Origin of the sequence: Chitinophaga chungangae (genome assembly GCF_017742215.1) — a bacterium.
Taxonomy (GTDB): Bacteria; Bacteroidota; Bacteroidia; order Chitinophagales; family Chitinophagaceae; genus Chitinophaga; species Chitinophaga chungangae.
On the sequence record NZ_JAGHKP010000002.1, the window covers coordinates 1,386,739 to 1,412,526 of the forward strand.

Sequence of the window (25,788 nt, forward strand, 5' to 3'; positions counted from 1 at the left end):
ATTGCAATAGCCGGATTTCTTCCCGATTTTTTACATTTGAATTAAGTACAACATAATTATGAGCCTCTCCGCGATAAAAGACAGCCTGAAAACGATAGACACCAGCTCGCTGGTAGACAAAGTGGAAGCAAACCTTGTAAACCTGCTACAGGAAAGGAAATTGAAGGTAGGCGACCCCATTCCCAAGGAAATGGAACTGGCCGAAACGCTCGGCGTTAGCCGCACCGTGATCCGTGAAGCCCTGCTGCGGCTGCGTTTGATGGGACTGATCGAATCCCGCAAGAAAAAAGGCGCGGTGATCACGAGCCCTGACCTTTTTGGCAACTTGCACAAAAGCATGAATCCTCACATCCTCGACCAGGACACGCTGAAGGAAATTTTCGAAATAAGGCTCGTGCTGGAGATCGGCATGGCCGATTTTCTTTTCCACCGTGTTACCAAAGAGGATATTAAAGAATTGAAGAACATCGTCAAAAAAGAACCGCCCGCCACGCAGACGCATCTTTTTAACATCGAGCACGAAATTGCCTTCCATGGCAAATTGTACGAGATCGCGGGAAATGAGACGCTGAAAAAATTCCAGAAAATGCTGCTGCCGGTTTTCGATTACGTGCACAACAGCGGGCTGCTGAAAAAACAGCCGCAGCTGAGAACTTTCGTGTCGCACAAAGGGCTGGTAGACATCCTGGAAAACGGCACCCCGGAAGAGTTCCGCAACGGCATGCGTAAACATTTGGAGAATCACTTTGCCCGCCTGTTTGAATAACTCGTCATCCTGTCTTATTTTTAACCGTATGAGGCAGATTATTTTGACGGGAATTTTATTCCTTTTCACGGCAACCATGCTTAAAGCCCAGCAGCGGCCGCAATTTGCAGGCTGGCTTGCGTCTTTCAACTCTTTCAGGATCACCGGGTCGAAATTCGGCGTGCATCTCGATGCGCAGGCGCGCTCGAGCGACAAATGGGAATCTTTGCAGACCTACATCGTGCGGCCCGGCCTTAATTATCATGTGCGGAAAAATATGATCATCACGGCGGGTTACGCCCTGGTGAGCAACCGTTTCATGCAAACGGACCATTTTGCGGAGCACCGCATCTGGGAACAGTTTATCATCAATCACCCGGTGGGATTCGTTCCGCTTCAGCACCGCTTCAGGGTGGAACAACGTTTTATCGGCAATATGGTGTATGATCCTTCGGACGTGAAGTGGAAAAAAGACGGGCATAATACCGCCCACCGTTTCCGCTACTTCCTCCGCGGCATCATTCCTTTCAGCGGTGAGAGATCTTTTTCGAAAGGAATGTTCGGGGCGCTGCAGAACGAGCTGTTCCTCAATTTCGGCGATAAAAGCGCGGTGAACGGTAAAACCTTCGACCAGAACAGGGCGTACGTTGCGGTTGGGTACCGCTTCAGCGCCAAATTCGATTTGGAAGCGGGGTATCTCAACCAGTACATCACCCAGCGCAACGATAATTTCACGAACGTGCATGTGGCGCAGCTGGCGGGTTACCTGCGGCTGTAAAAAAATATTCAGCATAAAAAAAAGCGATTGCCGGATGGACAATCGCTTTTTTATGTGTATGCAAGTAATTATGCCACTTGTTTTTTCTTCCCTTCGATATTCGGTAAAAATCCCGTCAGCAGCCCGATCAGCGGCAGGTAAGCGCAAACCTGGTAGACGTAATTGATGCTCGTTCTGTCTGCCAGTTCGCCCAGCAGCGCGGAGCCTACGCCTGCCATGCCGAAAGCGAAACCGAAGAACAATCCGGCGATCATACCTACTTTTCCCGGAACTAACTCCTGCGCATATACGAGAATGGCGGAGAAGGCAGAAGAAAGGATCACGCCGATAAACACGCTGAGGATCACGGTCCAGAACAGGTTGACGTGCGGCATCAGCAGCGCGAACGGCGCCACGCCGAGAATGGAGATCCAGATCACGTATTTCCTGCCGATGCGGTCGCCCACCGGCCCGCCGATAAACGTGCCCGCGGCGATGGCGAACAGGAAAATGAACAGGTACACCTGCGAGTTCTGCACAGACACATGGAATTTGTCCATCAGGTAAAAAGTATAATAGCTGGTGAGGCTCGCCATGTAGAAATATTTGGAGAAGATCAGCACCAGTAGAATGGTGAGCGCAAATGCAACCTTTCCCTTGGAAAGCCGGACGGTTTCGCGGTGCGCGGCCTGCTTTTTCGGTTTGATGCGGTGGGTGTTGCCCAGGTACCAGCGGCTGATGCGCAGCATTACACCGATAGCGAGCAATGCGATCACGGAAAACCAGGCGATGGAATATTGCCCGAAAGGCACGATGATGGCCGCTGCCAGCAAAGGTCCAAGCGAGCTGCCAGTGTTGCCGCCCACCTGGAACAGCGATTGCGCCATGCCATGCCTGCCGCCGGAAGCCATATAAGCCAGGCGGGAAGCTTCGGGGTGGAACACGGCGGAACCAACGCCTACCAGTCCCACGGATACCAGTACGATGGCAAAGCTATGCGCGAAAGCGAGGCAAAGCAGCCCGAGCAGGGTAAAACCCATGCCGATGGCCAGCGAATAGGGTTGCGGTTTTTTGTCGGTGTACAAACCTACCAGCGGCTGCAGTATGGAGGCAGATAGCTGGAAGGTGAGGGTGATCAGTCCCACCTGTGAAAAGCTGAGGCGGAGGGAATCCTTAACCATCGGGTAAATGGCGGGTATCAAAGACTGAATGGTATCATTCAGCAGGTGCGTAAAGCTCAATGCGAGCAGTACGGAGAATACAGTCTTTTCGGCCACTTGCTGAGCCGTCTTTTTCTCTTCTCCTTCCAGTACAGTTTCCATGTTGTCAGATCATCAGATGTTTAAGTTCAAAAAAATATCATTTGTGCGTGCTGATCCGGGTGGCCAGGATCAGCGCCTGCGACGGGTTTTTGTCGATAATGCTTTCCAGCAGCGATTTGTGCAGCGCCTGCGATTCCAGGAATGCGTCCGTGTCAGCATACCTGTCTTTAAACGACTGCAGCATATGGCTGGAAATGGTTTTATACAGGTCTACCAGTATTTCGTTCTTCGACGCCACGGCGATGCTGGTGTGAAAGTTGATATCGGCTTTCATGCACGCTTCCACGTTGTTCGCCTTTGCATGTGTATGCCGTTGCTTAAGAAAATCCTTCATCTGCGCGATATCCTCTTTCGTGCGGTGCATGGCCGCTTTTTCGGCGATCTTCACTTCCAGCAGCAGCCGCACCTCGTTCAGGTCTTCGTATTCCGCGCGGTGCAGCCGTTTTGCAAGCGGCTCCGTCATCGGCTGTTTCGAAGTGATGAACGTGCCCAGGCCCTGCTGCACGCGTACCAGGCCGCCGTTCACCAGCAGGCGCACGGCTTCCCGGATGGTGGAGCGGCCCACGCCGAACTGCAGCATCAGCTCGGGCTCGGCAGGCAGCTGCTGGCCGATCTCGTACCTGCCGGAACAGATCAGCTCCTGCAATTGCGCGGCCACTTCGTCTGCCAGGTTTTTCCGTTTTAGAGGCGTGATATTCGTAGTCATCATATCATCAGATGACTGCAAAGGTAACAGAAAATCCGGTGAAGGGAAATATTTTTCACGGCAAGACAAGAAACCGCCATGGGCGGGATTATAGATACATTAATTGATTTGATAATGTATGTAATTGTCAGCGTGATAATCCATACTTTTGTATTTCCATTTAGTTGTTGAAAAAAAAATGTTATCCAATGGCACTACCCAAGTTCATGATTGCAGATGATCCCGTTACGGACCCGGATAATGAATATATCTTTCATACGGAAAGACCCCGCTTTTTCGCAAAGCGCGTAGAAGAAGATGAAGAGGTGGCGTACATCGATATCGTGGAAGAGATCGATAACGTGGAAGAATATTTTCACGGAGAACCGGAGAAAAAACAGGAGCTGCTGGACGAGCTGGAAGACTGGTATTACGCTTACATGGAATGGCTCGATGAGGAAGATGAGGACGACGACGAGTAATTCCTGAGATCCCGGGAAATCCGGGCGTTTGTATGCTTCATAAGCCGGGAACCTGCATTGCAGTGGCTTCCAGGACAAAGATTCCTGTATAGCCCCACTGCGGCGGCGTTTCATGTAGCCGCATCCGCCATTTTCCCACGCTTCAACCATTCCGGTAACCAACAATTCCCCGCATGATAAAGGAAAAAGACGCCAAAGACTGGCGGGAAAAACTCCACGGCGTGATCTACGAATCGGAGACCAAAGCCGGAAAGGCGTTCGACGTGGCACTGCTGTTCTGCATCCTCGCCAGTATAGTGGTCGTAATGCTGGACAGCGTTCACAGCCTGCACAGCCGCTATGGCGGCATCTTTCTCGCGCTCGAATGGATATTCACAGGCATTTTTACGGTAGAGTACATTCTCCGGCTGATCAGTATCCGCAGGCCGTATAAATACATTTTCAGTTTTTTCGGCGCCATCGACCTGCTGGCCATCATTCCCAGTTACCTCAGCGTGTTTTTCGTGGGGGCGCAGTCGTTATTGGTGCTCCGCGCATTACGGTTGTTGCGTATTTTCAGGATTTTCCGCCTCGTGCATTTCCTGTCCGAGATGCAGTTTTTGTCCGTCGCGGTGGTTAACAGTCTTCGCAAGATCAGCATCTTCATTCTTTTCGTGCTTACCTGCGTGGTGATACTCGGCTCGGTGATTTACCTGGTGGAAGACGACAGCAGCGGGTTTACCAGTATCCCGCAGTCGGTGTACTGGGCCATTGTGACCATCACCACAGTGGGGTACGGCGATGTGGCGCCGGCCACGCCGCTCGGCAAGTTCATCGCGAGTTTCATCATGCTGCTGGGTTACGGCATCATCGCGGTGCCTACCGGCATCGTAACGACGGAAATGGCGCAGCAGGCCTACAGGAACAAGGGCCGCGCGAACAATGCCTGCCCCAATTGCGGAAAGGAAGGCCACGACACCGATGCCAGTTTCTGCAAATTCTGTGGGGAAAAATTATAAAAAGGTCAGTTGCACTGGCCGAGCGCCAGGTAAATAATAGTGAACACAACGATCGTTCCAAGGCAGCCGCCGCCTAGTTTTTTAGCCCCGTAACCGGCAATTAACGCTCTCCAGAATTTATTCATGTTCGAAGGTTTTACGTGTTCTAATTTACGTTTTTTATCGCCGCCAACCGCCCGCTAATTTTTACATTTGTGAAATTCTTCGATGGACGAAAACGTTTACCTCGACTATTCTTCCATGGGCGCCGGCAAAGCCGCGCAATTGCCCGCCGCCGCCATTATCGACGGCTGGAAGGCGTTCCTTCCGCGTTTCAAAACCACGCATCATCAATTGGGCAACTTCACCGCACGGGAACATAACGGCGAGGCTGAAGTGGATTGTTACGGCACCGCCACCCACTTTTTCCGACTGAATCCATGCACAACGTGTGGACGGTGGTGGGCAGCTGTCATGCAAAACTGGCGTTTGGCAAAGGGCAGTGGCGTGTAGTGGCACTACGGTTGAACCTTAAGTACCAGGACGGTAATCCTGCGCTGCCACAGATCGCGGGCGGCGGGCGATAAAACGGGAAAATTTCGGTTTGTCGCGCCGTAAGGAAATTTTTTTACGGCAACCGGGGAATTATTTGCACACTTCCGGCACGAACAGCCGTTCAGCGCGGAGATTCCCCTCTGGCACAATTCTTCCGGGATATAGATAAAAACGGATTGTTATGACTTCAGGTTTCATCATTCTGATCATTGCGGTGACTGCGCTTGGGCTCATTTTCCTCATGCTTCACCAATTCCGTAAAACCCGGGACAAAGGGCCGGACAAGCTGATTAACCGGAACATCCCGCCCTACCGGCCGGACGAAAAAAAGGCGGATGACGTGGATGTTCAGGAAGAAATCACCCGGTGATATGCCCTCTTCTGTCATCAAATATTTCCGGTACGATCCGCGGACGGCCGTGTTGAAGATCACGTTCGTAACCGGCAAGGTGTACGAATACCTCTCCGTGCCGCAGGAGATCTACAACAACATGAAAGAAGCGTTTTCCAAGGGACAGTTCTTTAACAAACACATCAGGGACCACTTCACTTTCCGGATATTGGAATAGACATTTTCCGTGTCGCAATCACCCCTAAACATTGTCGTGTTCCCCCAGCCTGAAAGTTAAATTTCGGGGGTAAAATTGTAGTGTGAAAAACTTCTACCTCATTCTCGTCAATTCCATCCTGGCCGGGTTTACCAATACCTGCGTTTGGTTTGCGGTTACTTTCTGGGTATACCTGGAAACCAAATCCGTGCTGGTAACGTCTTATATGGCCGGCATCTACATCGGCACGGTATCGGTGTCCGGTTTTTTTCTCGGCAGCATCGTGGACCGTTACCGGAAAAAGACGGCGATGCTTTTTTCGAGCGCCGTCACGCTGGTGTTGTTCACATTGGCGGCCATCGTTTATCTCGTGACGCCGCCGGAGGCCTTTAAAGACCCATACAGTTTCCGGTTGTGGGTATTTATCGTGTTATGCCTGTTCGGCGTGCTGGCGGGCAATATCCGCAACATCGCGCTGCCTACTATGGTAACGTTTATGGTGGAAGAAAATTCGCGGGACAAAGCCAACGGGCTTCTCGGCAGCGCGGCCGGTACCGCGTTCATGCTGGCGTCTATTCCCAGCGGTTTCGTGATCGGGTTTATGGGCGTATTCTGGATGATGATGTTTGGCATCGGGCTGACGGTGGTGGCCATCGTTCACCTGCTCACCATCAGGGTGGAAGAAACACGGATCGTACATGCCGAAGGGGAAAAACCCAAAGTGGATATTCCCGGAACGATTGCGGTCATCCGAAAGATACCAGGACTTTTCGGGCTGATATTTTTCAACACGCTCAACAATTTCCTGGGCGGCGTATTCATGGCGCTGATGGATGCGTACGGCCTTTCACTCGTGTCCGTACAGGCATGGGGTACGATTTGGGCCGTGCTGAGCACGGGTTTCATCATCGGCGGCCTCGTGGTGGCAAGAACGGGATTGGGCAAAAGCCCGATCCGCCTGTTGTTCCTGTCGAACATCGTGATGTGGACGATCTGTATTTTTTTCACGGTACAGGCTTCCATCATTTTGTTGTCAGCCGGCATGTTCATTTTCCTCTGCCTCATTCCCGTGGTGGAAGCGGCGGAGCAGACCGTGATCCAGAAAGTGATACCGCCAGACAGGCAGGGCCGCGTGTTCGGTTTCGCGCAAAGTATCGAACAGGCCGCGTCTCCGCTCACCGCTTTTATGATCGGGCCCATCGCGCAGTATGTTTTTATCCCGTTCATGACAACGGGCAAAGGCGTGGACCTGCTCGGGTGGTGGTTCGGCACAGGCATGGACCGCGGCATCGCGCTGCTGTTCACTGTTACCGGCATACTCGGCCTCATCATCACGATGGTGGCCATGCGCACCAGGGCTTACGCCAAACTGGTGCGGATATAAACCGGAATTTTATTTAGTAACATAAAATATTTGTTATGGAAACGCTCACCATTTCGCCCGTTCAGCAGGGCATGCTTAACGCGCAACTGGCAATGTATGACCTGCACACGCTGCTGTTCATCAATGTGCTGGAAAATCTGACGGACAAAGACGCGCACAACCGTCTCGGCACAAAAGCCAATCACCCCGCCTGGCTCGCCGGCAGCCTCGTGCAGGCAAGATTTGTGCTGGCGAATATTCTCGGCGTGGAGAAAACCCAGCAGGCCAACGACCTGTTCAAAGATTATGCGGGCATTAAAGACGATGTAACGTATCCCAGCCTCGATTCGTACCGCGAAGACTGGAACATGATCTCCCCGCTGCTGCGCCACGCTTTGGCCAATGCCACACCCGACCAGCTGAACGGCCCCGATCCTTTCGGCATGGGTGAAGGCATGAACCTGCTGGAAGTGATCACTTTCTGTATGGACAGGGAATCGTATTGCATCGGGCAGCTGGGCCTGTTCCGCCGCCTGCTCGGTTACCCGGCCATGCGTTATCAGTAAAATACCGACTGGTTTTTACCTGCCGTCCGCAAGACCGGATCTGTAAGCGGCCGGCGTAGCGCCCCGGCATATACGCCACGTCTTTCACTTCTCCTGGTAGTTACCAGAGGGCCGCCCTGCAAGAGGGCGGCCCTTTTTTGCCGCAACCTGCGGCCCAATCTATGTATCACAACTATAACACTCAGTTCTTCATGCCCAGGGCCGATTGCAGCGTATCGCTGAAACCGCCCGTCGAATCGTTGATCCCTTCTATAAACGGCATGCCCGCGCCCAAACCGATGGGGAACCAGGTTTTACGCTGTTTGGCAGGCGTGTCGATAATGTTATTGATCAGCACCGCTACTTCGGTGGCGTCGGAATTTTGAGGCGTCGGTGCAAAAAGATTGCCGATGCCTGTTTTTACTTTAGCTGCAAATTCGCCATAGGATTTTTCCGCTTCCGGGTAATCGGGCTCCACGCGGTTTTTGATGAGGTCTGTGCCGGGATATGCGCCAGGCTGCACTACTACGGAATCGATGCCGGTTTTTTGCAGTTCATGCTGCAGCGTTTCCGCCAGTGTGTCCGCCGCGGCCTTGGCTGCGCTGTAAGCGCCGAGATAAGGCAGGTGCAGGCGGCTGAGGCCCGAAGTGATAGTGATCAGCAAACCGCTGTTCCGCTTGTGCATGTAAGGCAGCACCGCTTTGTTCATCCTGTCCACGCCAAACACATGTACCTGGAAGAGCCATTCTACCTGTTGGGTGGAAAGGCTTTCCAGGAAACCGTCTACCAGGTTGCCAGCATTGTTGATCAGCACGTCTATCTGGCCGTTGGTTTCCGCAGCGATCCGGCTAATTGTTTCCTGTACGGATGCATCGCTGGTAACGTCCAGCTCCAGCACTTTCACATCGGCATTGTTCGTTTTGGCCCAATCCAGCAACTGCTGCGCTGTTCCGCTGTTTTTTGTTTGTATGTTGCGCATGGTGGCATACACGGTATGTCCCTTGGCGGCGAGCGTTTTTACGGTCAGTAATCCAAATCCGCTGGAACTGCCGGTCACTATGATCTTTTTCATTTTTTTGTGTTAAGTAGTGTGATGAATACAGACAGACAAGTCTGTCTTTTTATAAGTATACGTTAACCTGCTTTCGCAGGGATTGATTTCAGATCAGTTTTTTGAGAGCATCCAGCGCATTCCGGATCTCGTCTGCATTGGAAGTGACCGTAGCGGTTACAGACGAGCCTTCGAGCAGGTAAAATATCATGTTCGCCAACGCCTGGTCGGAAAGACCGGATTTGTTATCCATTTCCTGCACCAGCTTTTTGATGATCTTCCGCTGGTGTTTTTTATTACTTTCAATCCGCTCCCACACTGCGGTTTCGCTGCGCGGCACTTCGGCTTTGATCTTTAGCAGCGGGCAGCCTACATAATCCGAGTTTTTGTAGAGATCGATTTGAAATTCGAACAGGCCGAAAATCTTATTCTTCGCGCCTTTGATGCCAGCGAGATGTGTTTCCAGGTTTTTCACGAAACCTTCGGCCCATTCGTCCAGGTAAGCCAGCAGGATGTCTGTTTTGCTACGGTAATGACTGTACAGCGACGCTTTGGCAATGCCAGCCTCGTCTATGATCTGGTTAATACCCGTGAGATTGTACCCCTGATTGTAAAACAGCCGCGAAGCCGTTTCCATGATCCTGTCATTTACGCTTTCTTTCATGATGACACAAAGATAAGTACTTTTTTTATCAAACAGACAGGTCTGTCTGTTTGATTAACAAAAAAATCCGGCAAACCAGTCTCCTGATCTACCGGAGTTCCTTTCCAGGCTCAATCCCGCACCTTTTTGTACATCGCCCGGTCCATGGTGATACCGAGGCGGGTTAACATTTCGGCAGGATTAAAACCTTCCTTTTTATAGAATGCCTGCACATTTTCTTTCGCCTGCTGCAACGCCGCATCATTTTCCCATGCCGCAACGGTTACGCAATGGATATTACCGTTTTCATCTTCGGAGAGGTACATTTCGTCGCCAAGAAAGCCGGGCAGGTTTTTGATGAATTGCCGGTTGACGTTCGCTCTTTCAAGGAACTCATTTTTTGCGGAGGCCGGGATTACGAATTTGTCGATAAAACGAACGGCTTCGCCGCTGACTTGCCGGAATATTTGCGAAACATCCTGAGGCAGCGCTTCCAGCTGCTGGAGAAAACCGAGACGGTCGGTTTGCAGCTGCGCACCGGTGATCTTCCCGTCTTTCAGTTCATACACGGCTATCGCGGTATTGATCACTTTTTTATGCGTAGCCGGAATGTGATTGTATTCCTGTTCGTGCGTGCCGCTCCATTTCCAGCTCACCATTACTTTATTCCCTTCCGCAACCAGGTCTGCAAGCTCGTAATGGATATCGGGAAATGCCCTGATCAGCGGCGCCAGGTTCGACGCAAAACCCGCTACGCCTTTTTCACCGCGCGGGCCGGTGTAATCTTCGGACACGAATTGGTCGAGGATGGCGAGGTTGCCTTCGTTCAGCGATTTTTCATACAGGCTGCGGACAGTCTGTTTGTTCTGTTCATTCATATTCATATCGGAATTGTTTTTGTTGGAAGACGGGATGGACTGATCCGCCTGGGCGAAGCTGGCGGCGGGTATCATCAGCATGGAAAGAAAAAGGGAAAACGGTTTCATTGTAAATGATTTCCCACAAAATTACCGGCGGGGCATGGCCGGGAATTGTAAAAAATCATTGATTTACCAGAACTGCCCGGCGCTGAAAAAGTCTTTCGGCGTGCGGCCGGTAAAAGCTTTGAAGTCTTTGATGAAATGCGACTGGTCGAAATAACCGGCCTCGTACGCGGCGTCGGTAAGGGAAGAATACGTGGGGAATTTATCGATGAGGTTTTTGAGCCGGATGATGGAGGCGAATTGTTTAGGCGTGGCGCCCGTATGCGAGCGGAAACGTTTTTCGAACGCGTCCTGGCTGATGTGCAGGGAATCGGCCAGGGCTTTCACTTTCAAGAGGCCGTTCTGTTGTTTGATGACGCGCACGGCTTCGCCGATGAGCGGCAAGTGTTTGGGGGAATGGAGTTTTCCGAGCAGGAAATTCTCCAGCAGCATCACTCTTCCGCGATGTGTACGGGCATCCGCCATACGTTCCAGCAATTCGCGCAATTCACTGCCTTTAAAGATATTGTCCGATGAAATACTTTGCCCGAAAAGCTCATGCGCCGGAAGCGCTGAAAAGGCCGCCATACCGCATTCCCGGAGAATGACGAGCAGGTTGGCGGAAGAATTTTCGTAGTAAAAGGTGCGCGCGGTTTTCCGCAGCCCGGAAACCGAAGCGGCGGGAATGTTTCCGGTTACGCCGGCGGTGTTTTTCACATTTCCCCTGAAGCGGAAAGACAAAACGAGCGACGTGCCCGGGATGGTCCGGCTCTCCGTGGCATGGTCCGTTTCGATCAGGAGGTATTCCTTCACAAAAGGAAAAAGCGCCGCCGAAGGAGTAAATTTTTCAAGTTTCATGATGCGCGTGCCGGGTAATGTATCGCTAAGGTACGGATATTCCGGGCGCAAAAAGGGCGTCCCAGAAGAGACGCCCCGGATTATTAAAATTGAGTACTAAGTTTAGAAAGCATAACGTGCGCCCAGCTGCAACTGCCAGGGGTTGCCGGAAGGCGTGATCACGCCCGCGTTGGCATTTACGCCGTAGCTATAGGTTTGCGTGGCCTGGCTGAAACCGTTCAGGTTCAGCAGGTTCGTTTTGCCCAGTGTTTTGGTCGCTCCCCAGTCTTTGTTCAGCAGATTGGCCACATTGAAAACGTCGCCGGAAATTTCGAGGCTGTGCGATTTGAAGAGCTTGAATTTTTTAGCCACGCGAAGGTCCCATACGCCGAAGAATTTGTTCTCGCCGCCGTTGCGTTCGGCCACTCTGCCCATGCTGCTGCGGATGTAGTCCTTGATGTTTTCGGACGCGTTCGGATTGTCGAGAATGCCTTTGATGCCGTTGCGCAGGGCTTCCGGCACGGCGGGATCGTTGATGTCGAATACAAACGGCAGGTCGTTGGAAGTTACGAAGTCGCCGTTCACGTTGCCGTTCACCGCAAGGGTGTAGCGGGTGCCGCCGAGGCCGGAGTAACGAACGCCCACGCTCACGCCGTAGAACGATGGCAGGGTGCCGTAGAACACGATCTTGTGACGGAAGTGATTGTCCGAATAACTCATCAGGCTCAGGTTACGCGGGTCCTGCGGCGTCATCAGCGACAGGGTGGCGGTATTGGCTACGTCGCCGTTGTAGGACGTGTTGTCTTTGGTCTGGTTCCAGGTGTAGCTCAGGGTTACTTCGCCATCGCGGAAATAACGCCAGGTAGCGTCCGCCACGAAAGCGAACTGGTTCACCTTGCCGCCGCTGTTCAGTTCCAGCACGCGGCCCACATTGGTGCTTTTGCGGCCTTTGCTCCAGTCTGCCTCGCCGGTGGCGAGAATGGTGTTTGCCGGAACGTATACGCCGCGGCCGCCTTCGTTGCTGAGCGTGAAGTATGGCTGGTCTACCATGTTCCTGTCCACATACATGTAGTTGTTGCGCGCGATGGTGGTGAACACCGTTACGCCGGCTTTCAGGCGGTCGCCGAAGATGTGGTTGTAGGAGATGTTCGCTTTGTAGATCACGGGAATGCCCGCGTCTTTGCCATTCATATTGATAGTGCCGATGCGGGGCAGGCCCAGCTGGTCGAACAGTTCTTTGCCCGGAGCGGTGGCCGGGTTTTTACGGTAGCTGATGAAGTCCGGGGTGGGAATGTTCTGCTGGATGTCGATGGACAGGATCTTGGTGCCGTCGAACAACTGGTTGTTGATCATCGCGTAGTTGTTGATGTCTGAAGCGAAGATGCCCGCGCCGAAACGGAGGTAATCGGTATGATTTTCATTGATGTCCCAGTTGAACTGAATGCGCGGCTGGACCTGGAAAGTGTTCAACCCGTTGTTCGTACTGAGCCCCAGCTCGTCGTACACGGTCTGGTTGAAGTTGGCTTTGCTCATATAGGCCGTGTAATCGGCGCGCAGGCCCAGCACCATTTCGAGACCTTTGGCAAGACGGGTTTGCATCTGTGCGTAAAGACCGGCGTTGAGAACGTTCTGTTTTACGCTGTGATCGTCTACCACGGCTACTTCACGCGCATAACGCCAGGGCACCATGTTGTTGAAGTTGTCCATGCCGCGGATATAATAACGACCGTTCAGTTCGCTGCCATACAGCGAGTTCAGGTGGCTGTACATGATGTCTGTTCCGAACGTAAAGCTGGCCTTGTCTGTATTGAGGTACACGTTGTCTACGAGCTGCACTACGTTGTTGTAGAAATGCTCGGGGGAAAAGCGCTGTCCGCCCAGCTGGATGGCCGTTTGCACGGCTTTGCCGTTTACCGTGGAAGCGATCCTTTCCACGATGGCGCGCGGGATGTTTTCCGCGGGCAGCTGCGCATTGGGCACGCTTTCCTCGAAAGTATACAGGTGCTGTACTTTCAGTTCGTTGGTGATCTTCGGGTTGATGGTGGTGCGAAGCGTCGCCAACAGGCTGTTGTTGAACGTGTTGGCGTCGCCGTAGGATTCGTACAGGTTGATGGCGGTATTGTCGTCGCGGCCAAGCGCGTTGCGGTCGTTGATGAAGTTGTCGCGGATGGTGAGCAGGTTCTTTTCGTTCAGCTGCCAGTCTACACGGGCGAACAATGCGTCTGTGCCGCGTTTTTTATCGAAAGAACCGGTCTGCGGCGCGTTGCTCACGCCGTATTTGGTGCGGGCGATGTCGAGGAACTGGTCGAGGGTGGACTGTGAAATGTTCAGGCGGGCTTCGTCTGCCGGGCTTTTGATGTCGGCGATGAATAAAGGGCGCGCGTCTGCCTGGCGGTCCCAGGTGAAGAAGAAATGCGCTTTATCTTTTACGATCGGGCCGCTGAGCGAGAAACCGAACTGGTTGGTGGAGAAGTCGTTCACACGTTTTGCGCCGCGGATGTCGTAGCTGCTGCTGAGCCAGTCTGCGCGGCCATAAATGAATGCGCTGCCGCTCCAGGTGTTGGTGCCTGATTTGGTAACGGAGCTGATGGTGCCGCCGCCGCTGCGGCCGTAGGTCACGTCGTACTGGTTGGTGACCACTTTAAATTCGCGGATGGCTTCCATGGAAAGGATGTACGGCGCGCCGGTGCGGCTGTTGGAGCCGCCGCCTGAAGTAGGATTGCGGGCAGTGGTGCCGTCGATGGTGAAGTTGGTGGAAGAAGCCAGCTGGCCGGACAGGTTGTTGCCCCGGCTGAGGGGAGACAGGTCGATCAGGCTGGTGAAGTTCCTGCCGTTCACCGGCAGCTTGGCGATGTCGCGGGCGGTAACGGTAGTGGCCGCGCCGAAGTTGTCGCGTTTGTTGCGTAGCGAATTGCCCACCACTTTTACTTCGTTGATGGTAACGGAAGCCGGCCGCATTTCCACGTTCACCCTGAGCACATCGCCCTGGTTGAGGGAATAACCATCCAGCTTCTCGTCTGCATAACCCATAAAAGTAACGGTTACGGTGTACGGCCCGCCAAGCGGCATTTCTCGGAAAGAATACTGGCCTTTGGCGTTGGTAACAGTGCGGGCGGTGAAGCCGGTGCTTTCATTCCGTACCAGCACTGACGCGCCGGGGATCATTTCCTTTTTGTCGTCGGAAACGGTGCCGAGAATGGATGCCTGGGTCGTTTGAGCCTGGAGTTCAGGGCTTACAATGCCGCCAATGCAGCATAATAGCAATAGGATCTTTTTCATAAAAGTTTGTTAAAACAGCGTGAAATTAGTGGTTCGTGGAACGGTATCATTGTATCGGATACAATGATAACATTAATTTCATACACATCGGCATCCGATGCTACTATATTAAACGTGGTATATTGCTGTTTCGAGGCATCTAAAGATGTATATTATTGATTGTCAATAATTAAGGGAAGACGATTTAAAATCCGGGAAATAATCGGGGAATATTTTTTAAAATTGTCACGTACCAAACAGCCGGCGCGGCGAATGCCTGGAATTACCGACAAAGACCTATTATTCCAGTTAAGGGAGGGCAGTGAAGAAGCCTTTAGGGAATTATATGCACGGCATAACCGGCAGGTTTTTGCATTTGCTTACCACCTCACTCATTCCGCGGTGGATGCGGAAGATATCCTGCAAGACACTTTTCTTCGTCTTTGGAGCAGCCGCGGGCAGTTGCCTGACATTGAGCGGGTGGACAATTATATATTTATGATCGCGCGCAACCGCACGATGGACCATTTGCGGCGGGTGTCGCTTCAGCAGAAGCTGATCGACCAGGTGTGGGCGAACATCTCTGAAGTGTCTGACGAGCTGGAGCAGCAGCTGGACGCAGCGGAGAGCAAAAGGCTGATCAGCAGCGCGCTGGAAGGGCTTTCGGAGCAGAAACAGACCATCTTCTGGCTCAGCCGCCAGCGCGGGATGAGCCACGATGAGATCAGCCGGCAACTGCACCTGTCCCGCAGCCGCGTGAAAAACCTGCTGGTGGAAACCCTGCGGCATGTGCGGCAATATCTTGCGAAACATTCCATTTTGCTGGCGGTAATGTTCCAGCTGGCATGCCTGCATTGGGCGTGAAACCCTATTCTATCCTGCATTTTCTCTTTTTTTAAAAAAATCTTCTTTTCCCACGGTCCTTTGTTGTCGTTCGCCCGTCTTTATGTTTGAAGGGCCTTACCAGGCCATTTAAATGAAGCCTTATGCAGCACGATCCGGCCAGAATCAAATACCTATTGGAGCGGTATGCCGCCAAATCCTGTACCAGGGAAGAACTGGACGAACTATTCGCCGTTATCCGCGAAATGCCGGCGGAAGAAACGCTGCACGCCTTCATGGAAGAACAATACATGCTGCTTCATACCAATGGAAGCCTGCCGGAAGTGGATTACGAACAGGTGTACCGCAACATTGTTCAGCATACCCCGGCCCGCGGCATGAAAATATTTACGTTCGGCAAAGTGGCCGCCGCAGCCGCGATCATCCTGCTGGCCGGCGCCGCTGTAATCTGGCAGTCACAGCGCAAACAAACCCTTCCATCTTCCCCCATCACCGCACAATTACCTAAAACAGACATCGCGCCGGGCGGCACCAAAGCCACGCTCACACTGGCAGACGGCACGACCGTTACGCTGGACAGCGCGGGCAACCAGGTGATCAGCAGCGGAAGCACCACCATTACCCGTCATCAGGGCCAGTTGCTCTACGACGCGGGCAAAGAAACTGCAGCCCTTCAATACAATACTTTATCCACGCCGCGCGGCGGCCAGTTCAGGGTGGTATTGCCCGACGGCTCGAAAGTGTGGCTCAACTCCGCATCGTCCCTGCGTTACCCGCTTGCCTTCACCGGTAAGGAGCGCGTAGTGGAGCTGGACGGGCAGGGATATTTCGAAGTGGCCGGAGATGCGGAGCAACCTTTCAAAGTAAAGGTGCGAAGCATGGAAGTGCGGGTGCTTGGCACTCATTTCGACGTGATGGCTTACAAAGACGAAAACACCGTGAACACCACGCTGCTGGAAGGCGCCGTGCAGGTAACGGAAGGCGCGGCGAAACAATTGCTGAAACCGGGCCAGCAGGCGGTATTGGATACACGCAGCCACGAAATGCTGGTGCAGCAGGCGAACGTGAACAAAGTGATCGCCTGGAAAAACGGGCTGTTTGTATTCAACAACATGACGCTGCCCGCCATCCTGCGCGAAGTAGCCCGCTGGTACGATGTGGAGATCGTGTACCAAACCACGCCCAGCACCGAACTGTACGGCGGCGGCATCGCGCGCAGCCTGCATTTGTCGAATGTGCTGGCCTTGCTGGAAGCGGGCGGCAGCAATCATTTTAAAATAGAAGGAAGAAAAATTATAGTGCTGCCTTAAACATAGAGGCGGGACCGTCAACCAAAATTTAAAGAGAACGCCCGTTCAGGGAGGAAAATTAATGATAAGCAGGCCGTATAAAAAACCGGGCCCGATTGCCCTCGGTGCCCGGCGAAGTATCTGGCAATTTTAGTAATCGCGTTAGAAAACAATCCAAAAAACTACCAAACACCACAAAAGTATGCAATTCAGTTGTAATGCACACGCCCGCCGTGCATGCGGGCTGTCAACCAAAATTCGACGGGTTATGAAACTAACCGCATTCCTCCTTCTGGCCGTGGCGCTGCATGTAAGCGCGGCCGGCTATTCGCAGAAAGTGACCCTGAAAGCCAGGGACATGCCGCTGCAGAAGGTTTTTGAAGAAGTGATCACCCAAACGGGCGTTTCCATCGTTTATTCGGAAAAATTACTCGCGGGCATCAAGCCGGTAACGCTGAAAGTAAAAGACGTAAGCGTACAGGAACTGCTAGACCTCTGCCTGAAAGACCAGCAGATCACTTATTCGCTGGAAGGCAATAGTTTCGTGATCAAAAAAACGCCCGCGCCTTTGCCCGGTGCGCACACACAGGCAGACAGCACGGTGAATGTTTCCGGCCGCGTAACGGGTTCCGATAATACCCCGCTGCCCGGCACCACGGTGCTGGTGAAAGGCACGTCGAAAGGCACGCAAACCAACGACCAGGGCATGTTTACGCTGAACGGCGTGCGGCCCGGCGCCATACTCGTGTTCAGCAATATCGGTTTTGTGAGCCAGGAAGCCGCTGCCCCGGCAAACGGCCGCGCGCTGAACATCATTCTCCAGGAAGACACGAAAAACTTCGCGGAAATAGTGGTGGTGGGTTACAGCGCCAAAAAGAAAAGCGAGCTCACCAGCGCCGTTACCACCGTATCCGCCGAAAAACTGAAAGACGTGACCACCAACGACGTGGGCTCCATGCTGCAAGGCAAGGTAGCCGGCCTGCAGGTGGTGAACAGTTCCGGCGTACCCGGCGCGGCCGCTGAGATCAGGCTCAGGGGCGTGTCTTCCGTGAACGCTTCGCAAAGCCCGCTGTATGTGGTAGACGGCATCATCGGCGGCAGCTTCGACCCGAACGACGTTGAAAATATCAGCGTGCTGAAAGACGCGGGCGCCACCGCTATGTACGGCTCGCAGGCCAACGCCGGTGTCATCATCGTGACCACCAAAAAAGGCAGCGGCGGCAAAACGCAGTTCGAAGCCAGGGTGACGGCGGGTTTCCGCACGGCGGACCTCGGCAAGATCAAGATGATGAACGGCAGCCAGCTGTACGAAAGACATAAAGAGTTTTACCGCGACTATATTCCCGGCAAAGACGATAATTCCTACAAAATAGACCTGTTGAAGTTTTACGCCGAACGCCCCCGCGAACTGCGCAACCAGAACTACAACTGGCTTTCCACCATGTTCCCTTCCGCGCCGATGCAGAACGTGCATATTTCCGCGCGCGGCGGCAACGAAAAAAATGATTATTACACCAGCCTCACGTATTACAACGAAAAAGGCACTTTCCTCAACACGGATTTCAAACGCATCAACCTGCGCGGCAACTCCACGCACCGCTTCTCCAAAAGCGTGAACGTGACCAACAACATCAACCTGAGCGCCGCCAGCGGGAAAAGTTTTAACTACGAAGACGTGTTCTATGCATATCTCAATATGCCATGGGACGATCCTTACGACGAAAACGGCCAGCCGGTGTATGTAGACGGCACCACCACCGCCAAATGGTGGTCCAGGGACAAAACGAACCCCGTTCATACCATCCTGAACTCCAACCACCCGTACAAAAGTTTCAGCATGAACTACGACCTGGGGCTGAATATCCAGATCACGGACTGGTTGTCGTTTTCCAGCACCAACCGCGCCGCGGTGAATTACAACAAGTCCACCGACTTTTATTCTCCCGTGGTGGCAGGCCTGTATCACAACACCGGTTTCCTGAACGAGCTGGGCATTTTGAGCTATGGTTTTATTTCCACCGACCTGTTTAAATTCAATTTTACCAAAGGCGATCATTCCATCAGCGGTTTGGCCGGCGTAGCGATAGAGAACAGTAAGACGGAAGCGGTGGGAGCTTCCGGAAAAGGCTTGCCTACCGGGCTTTCCGTACTGAACGTTGTTTCCAACAACCAGCTGGTGAACGGTTACAACGACCAGTCCATCCTGCAATCGCTGATCTCGCAGGTGAGCTATGGTTACAGGGAAAAATATTTCCTGACGGCTTCTTACCGCGTGGACGGTTCCACGGCCTTCCCGTCCAGCAAACGGTACGGGTCTTTCCCCGCCGTTTCAGCGGCATGGCTGGTGAGCAACGAAGATTTCCTGCATGAAAGCAGCATTGTCAATAACCTGAAGATCCGCGCCAGCTATGGCGTTACCGGCACGCAGGACATCGGTTCGTCCCGCTACCTCGGCCTGTATTCGCTGAGCAGCCAATACAACGGCGGCACCGCGGCCATTCCGCTGCAATTGCCCAGCCCCAACCTCACCTGGGAAAGCAAACACCAGCTGAACGCGGGTATCGACCTCGGGCTTTTCAAACGCATCGACCTCACATTGGACGTGTATAACAACGTGACGAAGAACCTGCTCCTGCAAGTGTCCCAACCGCTGTCCGTAGGCTTCGAACAGCGCTGGGAAAACGCCGGCGAGATCGTGAACAAAGGCGTGGAGCTCGGTATCAGCAGCGTCAATATCAAAAGGAAAAATTTTGAATGGACGACGGATTTCAACATTAACTTCAATACCAACAAACTGCAAAAACTCCCCAGCGACATCACCCGCACGCAGCCGACATGGAGCATTTCGCAGATCTACCGCAACGGCGGCAACTTGTATGAGTTCTACATGCCGCGCTGGGTGGGCGTAGACAAAGAAACCGGCGCGCCGCTGTGGGAAGTGCTGGAAAAAGACGCAGACGGAAAAGTGATCTCCACCAGCACCACTTCAGATTACGCCAGCGCTACTTACCAGGAAGTAGGTTCCGCGCTGCCGAAGCTCCAGGGCGGCCTTAGCTCCACCTGGAAATACAAAGGCGTCGGCCTGCGCGTGAACGCGTATTTTCTTTCCGGCAACAAAGTGTTCAGCAATTCGCTTCGTTTTGTGATGAACGACGGGATGGAACCGTATTACAACCAGATCGTACTGCCCGACGGTTACAGTACCTGGACGAAGCCGGGCGACAATGCCACTGAGCCCAGCCCGCAAAATGCGGCCAATGCAACGGAAACGTCTACACGTTATTTGAAAGACGGCGGATTTTTCGCCATCAGGAACATCGCTTTGTCGTATGACCTGCCTTCCCCCTGGGTGCACCGCATCGGGCTGGACGGCGTAACGCTGTCCGTAACGGCAGACAATGTGTACACCTTCACCGATTTCCTTGGGCAGGACCCCGCCACCACCATCACTTCCGGCAGTTTTGTGATGCCCGGCGTGTCCGACTTCAAATACCCGAACAACCGCCAGTACCTGTTTAACGTTAACATCCGGTTCTAGGAATAAAATTTCTGATCATGAGAACGACATCTTATTTCATTATACTTTTCATTTCCGTATTCAGCGCAGGCTGCCTGAAAGACATCGAGCCGAGCGACGCGCTGACCACCGGCACGCTTACCGGCACCAAAGAAGGTTTGCAACAGGGGCTCAACGGGGCGTACGCTTTGTTTAAAGACCACGTGTCTTTTAACGGAACGGTAGACGGCAACAACATGTACCTCCGCCAGTATTTCCAGATGAGCGATTTTGCGGGAGACGACATCGTTTGCGCGCAAACCACCACAGATCCGCTGTTCTACAGCTTTTCGCTGGACCATACGGCCACGCAGACCAACAGCCGTTATTTCTGGTACATTTCCTACAAGATCATCAACGATGTGAACACCGTGCTGGAAAGCGCCGAAAAGATCGAAAACCCGGATGAAAGCATTCAACAGCTGATCGGCGAATGTTATTTCCTGAGAGCGCTGTGCCACTTCAACCTCGTGCGTTTTTACGGCAAACCTTATTCGCACGATCCTTCCGCGGCGGGCGTGATCCTGCGCACTTCCACCGAAGATCCTTCGCTGAAGGCAAGGGCCAATGTAGGCGAAGTATACGACGCCGTGATCGCCGACGCGATTAAAGGCGCCGAACTGATGAACCAGCCGAGGGGCGTACAATACGGCTCCAAAGAAGCTGCCTGGGCTTTGCTGTCGCGCGTTTACCTGTACAAGGAAGATAATGACAATGCGATTTCCTATGCAGACAAAGTGATCGGCTCCAACCGTTTTACGCTGGAAACCGCGGCCACTTTCCCTTCGCTTTTCGCCAATGCCATGGCCGGGAAAGAAACGATCTTCTGTGTGGCGTTCACCACCGCGGACGATTACGGCAAGGCCGGTTCCATCGCATCGATGCTGTATTCGGACGGCAACTCGGGATGGGGTGAGGAATACGCTTCGCAGTCGCTGCGCGACACGATGTCTGAACATCCGGAAGACGTTCGCTGGTCGTACATCAAACCGCTGAAAGTGGGGAACGTGGTACAGACGAAAAACGGCATCGAAGTTTATTACATCAGCAAATTTTCGTTCCAGGGCGGCAGTCCTACGCTGAGCTCGCCCATCCTGCTGCGTTTCGCGGAAGTGTACCTGAACAAGGCCGAGGCTTTGGCGAAAAAAGGCGATGTGCCCGGCGCGCTGGATAACGTGGATATGATCCGGAAGAACCGAGGGTTAGAAAATTCATTGTACAACCGCGTGCTGCCTGCCGGGAAAACCGCGCTGCAAACGGTGTTGAAGGAAAGAAGGATCGAGCTGGCTTTCGAAGGCCACCGCAATTTCGACGTGTACCGCAACAAACTGGACATGAACCGCACGTATTGGGGCTATCACCTGCCGGGCCTGAAAGAATCCGACATCGACCTGTCCGCGCAACCGCGCAATTATCCCAATCTCATCAACAAATGGGACGCGACGAGGATCATTTATTATGTGCCGATAGACGAGATACAGACCAACCAGCTTTGCATTCAGAATCCCTGATCCATTTACCGTAAATCAACGAGCATGAAACGCATTCAATATATTCTTTCGATCCTCGCCATGGGCGGCCTGATGACGGGCTGTGAAAAAGACGATACGTCCCCGGAGGCGGACATCTTTTACACCGTTAGCATTGCCGACAAAACCGTCACCTTTGCGAACGAAACGACGGGCGCCGTGTCGTACCGCTGGGATTTCGGGGACGGCGAATCGTCTACCGAAGAAAGCCCTGTGCATACTTATCCCGCCAAAGGAAAATATGTGCCAACGCTTTACGCCACCACCAAAGACGGCAAAGTAACCGAAGGTTCCACGGTGATCTACATCGCCAAAACTTCACCGGTAAAGCTGGACGACAATACGTTCGACGACTGGAATAACGTAACCCAGTACCAGCTTGATCCTGGGGCGGGAGAAACGTTTTTCCGCAAAGTGAAATTTGACTACGATGCACAGTACATTTTTGTTTATCTTGAAGTGAACAGCAAGCAGTCCAACGGCGATATCTACGACTTTTATCTCGATACGGACAACAATGCCACGACGGGCCTGCTTACGGATATGACCGGCGGCGGTTACGATGTGTTGCTGGAAGGCAGCATCTTCGGCAACTGGTGGGACGCGTTTAACCACAAAGGCGCGCAGAACGCATTCAGTTTTGAACCTTCCGGCGCAACGGAATTCTATTCCATCGGGAACGTGGAAGAAAGCGGCGGCGTGCTGAAATACGAGGTGCGCCTGGTGCGTTCCAAACTGAAGAACATGGCCGCTACCACCGCGTTCAAAGTGGGCATCATCGCGACGAAGAGCGACTGGTCAGCCACGCTGGGCAGGGTGCCCGGCCCGGGCCAGCCTTCGCTGCAAATCACATTTGAATAACCTGTCTATGCCCATATTAAAGCCCGGAGAAAGACTTTTATCACTGGATGTAATGCGCGGGATCATCATGATCCTGCTGGCCGCTGAAAGCTGCATGGTGTACCACTCGCTGGAACACCTGCAGCCAGGCTGGCTTATCGAACAGTTTTTTCATCATCCCTGGCATGGCCTTCGTTTCTGGGACCTGGTGCAGCCCGCGTTTATGTTCATGGCGGGAACGGCCATGTGCATTTCCGTGGAAAACAAACGCAGTAAGGGTTTGCCGGAGAAAGACAATTTTCGTCATGTGCTGGTCCGCAGCCTGAAACTGTTCCTGCTCGGTACCGGTTTGCATTGTGTGTACGCGGGAAAACTGGTGTGGGAGTTGTGGAATGTGTTGACGCAGTTGTCATTCACCACGCTGGTGGCTTATTTCCTGATCGGCCGGTCGTATAAGGTACAGATCGGCACGGCGTTGCTGCTGGTGCTGCTGAGCGATATGTTGTACCGCGTGGTGCAGGTGCCCGGTTTCGATCAGCCGTTTGTGCAGGGGCATAATTTCGGCGCGTGGATGGACACGGTGCTGATGGGAAAGATCAACGAAGGCGGATGGGTGGCGATCAACTGTATTCCTACCGCAGCGCATACGATCCTGGGCGTAACGGCGGGCAAGCTGCTGATGAGCGTATTGCCGGCAGCGAACAAGATCAGGGCGCTGCTGATTGCGGGCGTGGCGGCGCTGGCCATCGGGTATGCGCTTGATCTGAGCGGAGCGTCGCCGATTATCAAACGCATCTGCACGGGCGGGTTCATTCTTGTGTCCCTCGGATATGTTACGCTGATACTGGCCGCGCTGTATTGGTGGATAGACGTAAAAGACCACAAACGTTTCACCCGGATCGCGGTGGTGGTAGGTATGAACTCGATCTTCATTTACATATTCTTTGAAACGGTGGGAATGGGTTATCTGAACGGCGTGGTGGGGATCTTTGTGAAAGGCGGGTTGGAAATGCTGGGCACGCCTGAAACCTGGCAGGCGGTGGTGTCGGCGTTCTGCGTCTGGGTGTTGGAATGGTATCTGTGTTATTGGCTTTACCAGCGGAAGATATTCTTTAAGTTATAGTAAAAGGCGGCCTTCGGGCCGCTTTTTTTGTGATGTAATGAGTTGTTGGCTCGCACTAACTAGTTTGTTATCAATCGGTTGCATTTTTACTTAACTTCTCATTAACACGGGGGCTTTGGAATTGTCATTTACTTTGCCTTTCCTCACCAAAACAATCATTATACATGAGGTAACATTAAACTATCCAACCAGGTTTTAACCATGCGGCCGGAATCCCGGAACGCTGATTTCTTAACATAAAAACTGATACAAAATGAGTTCCTGCTAAGTAGAATGGGGTGTTCCCATTCTGAAAATTCATGCCCTAATCTGACAGAATGATAATCAAATTGAGATTTATTAACTCAAAGAAAAACAGTGGTTAGATTTCATGTTAACAACTCCGAAGAGGAGAAGCATTATGATCTGTTTATCCGGAAAGACGAACGAGGCCTTAAATATTTTTATGATATTTTAAGCGGGCCGCTTTTGGTATATGCCCAAAGCAGGATAGACGATAAATTCGCAAGCCAGTCCATCATCCAGGAAACTTTTCTGAAAGCATGGGAACGCCGGGAAAAAATGGAAAGTGCGGCCGATATCCGCGACTTCATCCGGCGTGGCGTGCAGTGGATGTGCGACGCATATTTGGAAAGTAAGGAAGGAAATGCCGGCTGGATCAAAAAAGAGCTGGAAGCCGGCGACGATCGGCAGGCCGGAGGCCATCCGGGAAACGGCCATGGCAATGCCAACTGGAGAACCGAGTTGCAGGACCTGCTGGAAAAAACGGTCCCGCGGCTGGAAAAGAACAGGCAGACATTGCTGGAACTGTACAAACAGCGGAAATTTGCCAGCCTGGTCGGGAAATCGTACCAGCTGATCATCCGGGAGATTAAAGATAGTATCGATACACTAAAGCTTTTTATCGATCGCCTGAAGCAGGCCGGGGATAATGCCCCTGTATGTCCGGTAAGCGCAGTGTCGGACTATGCCATATATCTCAGTCCCAATCAGCTCAAAGTACTCACCCTTTATTATGATGCCGGGCTTAACATCAGCAGGATCGCCAAAGCAATGAACCTGTCGCAGGCGCAGGTAATGTTACTTTTTACCGAAGGAAGAAGTATCATCGTGCAGGCGGGCAGGCGGAAAAGAAAATAAGACGCGACTTTACGGGAAGTCAAAATGCATTTCGACTGAACATTACAACCTGTTTAAATGGAAGTGATCTGCTTTTAGACTATCCGTGACCAACAGCGGCCCCCGGGTCGCTGTTTTTATGCGTACCCGGATTTTTAATCGTTTTTTAATTTCCGCTCTCTGCACTACCATGGCCGTTTTCACGGCATTTAACCTTTTCTTCACCGCCCCGGTCCCGGCTGGGTGTTCGCCCTTTCAAACCTTTTGCTAATTTTGGCCCCCAAATGAGAGCGGCAATAATTTTCGTATGCATGTTCGCCCTTCTGCTCAGAAGGGATGCGTCCGTTTATGCGAACGCTCATCATAATAACGCCCGTTATTCGCTGACCCCGAGAACCGACAATACCCGGCACGCGAAAGCGCCCGGCAGTCACCAGCACCGGGAAAAACTCGGCGAAACCGCGGCGGACAAAAGCGCGGATTACCTACTGCGCGATAAGGTGGAAGATGAAGACACCAGCAGTTTTTTTACAAGGAAATACAAGCTGCTGGCGAAATTCTATCTCATTTTTTCCGCCGTTTTCCTTTTGAGCTTTCTTCACAGGCGTATCAAAACCGCTCCCGTTCTCTGCGGGCTTTTATCTGATAGATACATCGTACAAAGGGTTTTGAGGATCTGATCCTTTCCGTTACATCAGTTGCCGAAGGTGTAGTTATGCATGCCGGTGTTGATCCGCATTAACATTACTTCCCGCCGCA

At 52.6% G+C, this 25,788-nt stretch carries 24 protein-coding genes; 17 read left to right on the plus strand and 7 right to left on the minus strand.

Features of this window, described 5'->3' with window-relative positions; translation table 11 throughout:
• The first annotated feature begins 58 nt into the window (after positions 1-58).
• Both J7I43_RS13970 and J7I43_RS13975 read left to right on the plus strand, forming a co-directional pair.
• Positions 59-766 (plus strand): FadR/GntR family transcriptional regulator, encoded by a 708-nt coding sequence (locus J7I43_RS13970; RefSeq protein ID WP_209146296.1) that lies wholly within the window; start codon positions 59-61, stop codon positions 764-766.
• 28 nt (positions 767-794) lie between these two features.
• Positions 795-1,523, plus strand: coding sequence for a DUF2490 domain-containing protein (locus tag J7I43_RS13975; RefSeq protein WP_209146297.1), 729 nt, complete (start codon positions 795-797; stop codon positions 1,521-1,523).
• A gap of 68 nt (positions 1,524-1,591) precedes the next feature.
• On the opposite strand, the gene J7I43_RS13980 is transcribed toward J7I43_RS13975, so the two are convergent.
• Both J7I43_RS13980 and J7I43_RS13985 read right to left on the minus strand, forming a co-directional pair.
• Positions 1,592-2,824, minus strand: a complete 1,233-nt coding sequence (locus tag J7I43_RS13980) for an MFS transporter (RefSeq protein ID WP_209146298.1) — start codon at positions 2,822-2,824, stop codon at positions 1,592-1,594.
• 37 nt (positions 2,825-2,861) lie between these two features.
• Positions 2,862-3,533 (minus strand): FadR/GntR family transcriptional regulator, encoded by a 672-nt coding sequence (locus tag J7I43_RS13985; protein ID WP_209146299.1) that lies wholly within the window; start codon positions 3,531-3,533, stop codon positions 2,862-2,864.
• A 185-nt stretch (positions 3,534-3,718) separates the two neighbouring features.
• On the opposite strand from J7I43_RS13985, the gene J7I43_RS13990 reads away from it, so the two are divergent.
• The 7 genes from J7I43_RS13990 to J7I43_RS14020 all read left to right on the plus strand — a co-directional run bounded on the left by J7I43_RS13990 (position 3,719) and on the right by J7I43_RS14020 (position 8,000).
• Positions 3,719-3,991, plus strand: a complete 273-nt coding sequence (locus J7I43_RS13990; protein ID WP_209146300.1) for a hypothetical protein — start codon at positions 3,719-3,721, stop codon at positions 3,989-3,991.
• A gap of 173 nt (positions 3,992-4,164) precedes the next feature.
• A complete protein-coding gene (locus J7I43_RS13995) occupies positions 4,165-4,989 on the plus strand; it encodes an ion transporter (protein WP_209146301.1) in 825 nt (274 codons plus the stop codon).
• A gap of 207 nt (positions 4,990-5,196) precedes the next feature.
• Positions 5,197-5,481, plus strand: coding sequence for a nuclear transport factor 2 family protein (locus tag J7I43_RS14000; protein WP_209146302.1), 285 nt, complete (start codon positions 5,197-5,199; stop codon positions 5,479-5,481).
• Positions 5,482-5,704: 223 nt separating this feature from the next.
• A complete protein-coding gene (locus J7I43_RS14005) occupies positions 5,705-5,893 on the plus strand; it encodes a hypothetical protein (RefSeq protein WP_209146303.1) in 189 nt (62 codons plus the stop codon).
• A 1-nt stretch (position 5,894) separates the two neighbouring features.
• A complete protein-coding gene (locus J7I43_RS14010) occupies positions 5,895-6,092 on the plus strand; it encodes a KTSC domain-containing protein (RefSeq protein WP_209146304.1) in 198 nt (65 codons plus the stop codon).
• 82 nt (positions 6,093-6,174) lie between these two features.
• On the plus strand, positions 6,175-7,455 hold the full coding sequence (locus J7I43_RS14015; RefSeq protein ID WP_209146305.1) for an MFS transporter: 1,281 nt from the start codon (positions 6,175-6,177) through the stop codon (positions 7,453-7,455).
• Between the two features lie 35 nt (positions 7,456-7,490).
• A complete protein-coding gene (locus J7I43_RS14020) occupies positions 7,491-8,000 on the plus strand; it encodes a hypothetical protein (protein WP_209146306.1) in 510 nt (169 codons plus the stop codon).
• A 181-nt stretch (positions 8,001-8,181) separates the two neighbouring features.
• Here the strand turns inward: J7I43_RS14020 and J7I43_RS14025 are convergent, their stop codons facing one another.
• From J7I43_RS14025 to J7I43_RS14045, 5 genes are all read right to left on the minus strand, one after another.
• Positions 8,182-9,051, minus strand: a complete 870-nt coding sequence (locus J7I43_RS14025; RefSeq protein WP_209146307.1) for an SDR family NAD(P)-dependent oxidoreductase — start codon at positions 9,049-9,051, stop codon at positions 8,182-8,184.
• 88 nt (positions 9,052-9,139) lie between these two features.
• Positions 9,140-9,694, minus strand: coding sequence for a TetR/AcrR family transcriptional regulator (locus tag J7I43_RS14030; protein WP_209146308.1), 555 nt, complete (start codon positions 9,692-9,694; stop codon positions 9,140-9,142).
• Between the two features lie 110 nt (positions 9,695-9,804).
• Positions 9,805-10,659, minus strand: a complete 855-nt coding sequence (locus tag J7I43_RS14035) for an ester cyclase (protein WP_209146309.1) — start codon at positions 10,657-10,659, stop codon at positions 9,805-9,807.
• Positions 10,660-10,722: 63 nt separating this feature from the next.
• Positions 10,723-11,493 carry a helix-turn-helix transcriptional regulator gene (locus J7I43_RS14040; protein ID WP_209146310.1) on the minus strand — a complete coding sequence of 257 codons (771 nt, stop codon included), beginning with the start codon at positions 11,491-11,493 and terminating at the stop codon, positions 10,723-10,725.
• A gap of 102 nt (positions 11,494-11,595) precedes the next feature.
• Entirely contained in the window at positions 11,596-14,751 is a 3,156-nt protein-coding gene (locus J7I43_RS14045; RefSeq protein WP_209146311.1) for a TonB-dependent receptor, read from the minus strand.
• Between the two features lie 252 nt (positions 14,752-15,003).
• Between J7I43_RS14045 and J7I43_RS14050 the strand changes: the two genes are divergently transcribed.
• The 8 genes from J7I43_RS14050 (at position 15,004) to J7I43_RS14085 (ending at position 25,709) form a co-directional block, all read left to right on the plus strand.
• Positions 15,004-15,594 (plus strand): RNA polymerase sigma factor, encoded by a 591-nt coding sequence (locus tag J7I43_RS14050; protein WP_209146312.1) that lies wholly within the window; start codon positions 15,004-15,006, stop codon positions 15,592-15,594.
• A gap of 122 nt (positions 15,595-15,716) precedes the next feature.
• On the plus strand, positions 15,717-16,883 hold the full coding sequence (locus J7I43_RS14055) for a FecR family protein (protein ID WP_209146313.1): 1,167 nt from the start codon (positions 15,717-15,719) through the stop codon (positions 16,881-16,883).
• A gap of 247 nt (positions 16,884-17,130) precedes the next feature.
• Positions 17,131-20,400, plus strand: a complete 3,270-nt coding sequence (locus J7I43_RS14060) for a TonB-dependent receptor (RefSeq protein WP_209146314.1) — start codon at positions 17,131-17,133, stop codon at positions 20,398-20,400.
• 17 nt (positions 20,401-20,417) lie between these two features.
• Positions 20,418-21,929: a RagB/SusD family nutrient uptake outer membrane protein gene (locus tag J7I43_RS14065; RefSeq protein ID WP_209146315.1), complete on the plus strand. Its 1,512-nt coding sequence runs from the start codon at positions 20,418-20,420 to the stop codon at positions 21,927-21,929.
• Between the two features lie 24 nt (positions 21,930-21,953).
• On the plus strand, positions 21,954-22,808 hold the full coding sequence (locus J7I43_RS14070; protein WP_209146316.1) for a PKD domain-containing protein: 855 nt from the start codon (positions 21,954-21,956) through the stop codon (positions 22,806-22,808).
• Between the two features lie 7 nt (positions 22,809-22,815).
• Positions 22,816-23,910, plus strand: coding sequence for an acyltransferase family protein (locus J7I43_RS14075; RefSeq protein ID WP_209146317.1), 1,095 nt, complete (start codon positions 22,816-22,818; stop codon positions 23,908-23,910).
• Positions 23,911-24,378: 468 nt separating this feature from the next.
• Positions 24,379-25,050, plus strand: a complete 672-nt coding sequence (locus J7I43_RS14080; RefSeq protein WP_209146318.1) for an RNA polymerase sigma factor sigma-70 region 4 domain-containing protein — start codon at positions 24,379-24,381, stop codon at positions 25,048-25,050.
• 290 nt (positions 25,051-25,340) lie between these two features.
• The gene (locus J7I43_RS14085) at positions 25,341-25,709 is read left to right on the plus strand and encodes a hypothetical protein (protein WP_209146319.1); all 369 of its coding nucleotides are present in this window, start codon (positions 25,341-25,343) and stop codon (positions 25,707-25,709) included.
• The last annotated feature ends 79 nt before the right edge of the window (positions 25,710-25,788 follow it).

Excerpts from the sequence above, each read along its gene's own strand:
- J7I43_RS14045 (WP_209146311.1), bottom strand. The coding sequence starts at position 14,751 with ATGAAAAAGATCCTATTGCTATTATGCTGCATTGGCGGCATTGTAAGC.
- J7I43_RS14055 (WP_209146313.1), top strand. The coding sequence starts at position 15,717 with ATGCAGCACGATCCGGCCAGAATCAAATACCTATTGGAGCGGTATGCC.
- J7I43_RS14050 (WP_209146312.1), top strand. The coding sequence starts at position 15,004 with ATGCCTGGAATTACCGACAAAGACCTATTATTCCAGTTAAGGGAGGGC.
- J7I43_RS14030 (WP_209146308.1), bottom strand. The coding sequence starts at position 9,694 with ATGAAAGAAAGCGTAAATGACAGGATCATGGAAACGGCTTCGCGGCTG.
- J7I43_RS14000 (WP_209146302.1), top strand. The coding sequence starts at position 5,197 with ATGGACGAAAACGTTTACCTCGACTATTCTTCCATGGGCGCCGGCAAA.
- J7I43_RS13980 (WP_209146298.1), bottom strand. The coding sequence starts at position 2,824 with ATGGAAACTGTACTGGAAGGAGAAGAGAAAAAGACGGCTCAGCAAGTG.
- J7I43_RS14065 (WP_209146315.1), top strand. The coding sequence starts at position 20,418 with ATGAGAACGACATCTTATTTCATTATACTTTTCATTTCCGTATTCAGC.
- J7I43_RS14075 (WP_209146317.1), top strand. The coding sequence starts at position 22,816 with ATGCCCATATTAAAGCCCGGAGAAAGACTTTTATCACTGGATGTAATG.
- J7I43_RS14040 (WP_209146310.1), bottom strand. The coding sequence starts at position 11,493 with ATGAAACTTGAAAAATTTACTCCTTCGGCGGCGCTTTTTCCTTTTGTG.
- J7I43_RS13995 (WP_209146301.1), top strand. The coding sequence starts at position 4,165 with ATGATAAAGGAAAAAGACGCCAAAGACTGGCGGGAAAAACTCCACGGC.
- J7I43_RS14020 (WP_209146306.1), top strand. The coding sequence starts at position 7,491 with ATGGAAACGCTCACCATTTCGCCCGTTCAGCAGGGCATGCTTAACGCG.
- J7I43_RS14005 (WP_209146303.1), top strand. The coding sequence starts at position 5,705 with ATGACTTCAGGTTTCATCATTCTGATCATTGCGGTGACTGCGCTTGGG.
- J7I43_RS13985 (WP_209146299.1), bottom strand. The coding sequence starts at position 3,533 with ATGATGACTACGAATATCACGCCTCTAAAACGGAAAAACCTGGCAGAC.
- J7I43_RS14060 (WP_209146314.1), top strand. The coding sequence starts at position 17,131 with ATGAAACTAACCGCATTCCTCCTTCTGGCCGTGGCGCTGCATGTAAGC.
- J7I43_RS14010 (WP_209146304.1), top strand. The coding sequence starts at position 5,895 with ATGCCCTCTTCTGTCATCAAATATTTCCGGTACGATCCGCGGACGGCC.
- J7I43_RS14035 (WP_209146309.1), bottom strand. The coding sequence starts at position 10,659 with ATGAAACCGTTTTCCCTTTTTCTTTCCATGCTGATGATACCCGCCGCC.
- J7I43_RS13970 (WP_209146296.1), top strand. The coding sequence starts at position 59 with ATGAGCCTCTCCGCGATAAAAGACAGCCTGAAAACGATAGACACCAGC.
- J7I43_RS13990 (WP_209146300.1), top strand. The coding sequence starts at position 3,719 with ATGGCACTACCCAAGTTCATGATTGCAGATGATCCCGTTACGGACCCG.
- J7I43_RS14085 (WP_209146319.1), top strand. The coding sequence starts at position 25,341 with ATGTTCGCCCTTCTGCTCAGAAGGGATGCGTCCGTTTATGCGAACGCT.
- J7I43_RS14070 (WP_209146316.1), top strand. The coding sequence starts at position 21,954 with ATGAAACGCATTCAATATATTCTTTCGATCCTCGCCATGGGCGGCCTG.
- J7I43_RS13975 (WP_209146297.1), top strand. The coding sequence starts at position 795 with ATGAGGCAGATTATTTTGACGGGAATTTTATTCCTTTTCACGGCAACC.
- J7I43_RS14025 (WP_209146307.1), bottom strand. The coding sequence starts at position 9,051 with ATGAAAAAGATCATAGTGACCGGCAGTTCCAGCGGATTTGGATTACTG.